The sequence below is a fragment of the Vibrio sp. 970 genome (assembly GCF_033339075.1).
Window position 1 is genome coordinate 1 of the sequence record NZ_JAWOTW010000243.1, and the last position, 754, is coordinate 754.

General features: G+C 46.3%; 1 protein-coding gene. It reads right to left on the bottom strand.

Annotated elements, in window-relative coordinates; all coding sequences use genetic code 11:
• Positions 1–58 precede the first annotated feature (58 nt).
• The coding region (locus R7Q11_RS25945) for a hypothetical protein (protein ID WP_225466975.1) at positions 59–754 on the bottom strand (696 nt) is incomplete at its 5' end.

Consider the following 754-nt stretch of genomic DNA (forward strand, 5'->3'; position numbering starts at 1 on the left):
AGTTGCTCCAGATAGCAATAGACAGATAATAGGAAGTAATCTTGTCATGCTTTCAATCCTAGAATCGACGACCTAATGAAAAGAATAAGGTCTCACGCTCCCCAAATCCGGCCTCCATCAATATCTCCCAGTCTTTGTTAAAGGCATATTGGAAACCAAGCACACTGTTCCAGTTCTCATCGGCACTTTGACTGACGTTGAAACCCGCATCAGGGCTCAAGTTTTCAACTAAGCCAAGTAGTTGCGGTGGTAGGTTTAAGCTTTTGAGGTCACCAGACAATTCTTGTTGAACATTTTGATACATGGCGCCAACAAATACGCGCAGTTCGCGTCCGCCATCGTATTGCCAGCGATATCCGACTCTAGGAGCAGCCACGAAGGTTTTAATATTGCCATCAATGGCGGCTATGCTGGTGTAGGTGTAGTTCATATCGAGTAGTGCGAACCAATTTCCCACACCGCCAGCTAATGTGGTGCCTGCTCCATAGGTTCCTCCGTCCATCTCTAACTCAAATGCGGCGCTATCCGGTAGTTCGTCACCCGCGGCATCGAGCAGCGAGCACAGAACTTTGTTTCCGATACCTTGCACGGAGGAAGTATCGCAACTTAAAGCGTTAATTTTTGCTGTGCTCGTGCCTTGGGTATAACCAATAATTCCATAGATATTCATAAACGGGAAAATCCACACGTCTTCCCTTAGAGTAATATTGGAACCTTTAAAATCGGCGTGGTTAGCATCAATATCAAGCGCCTC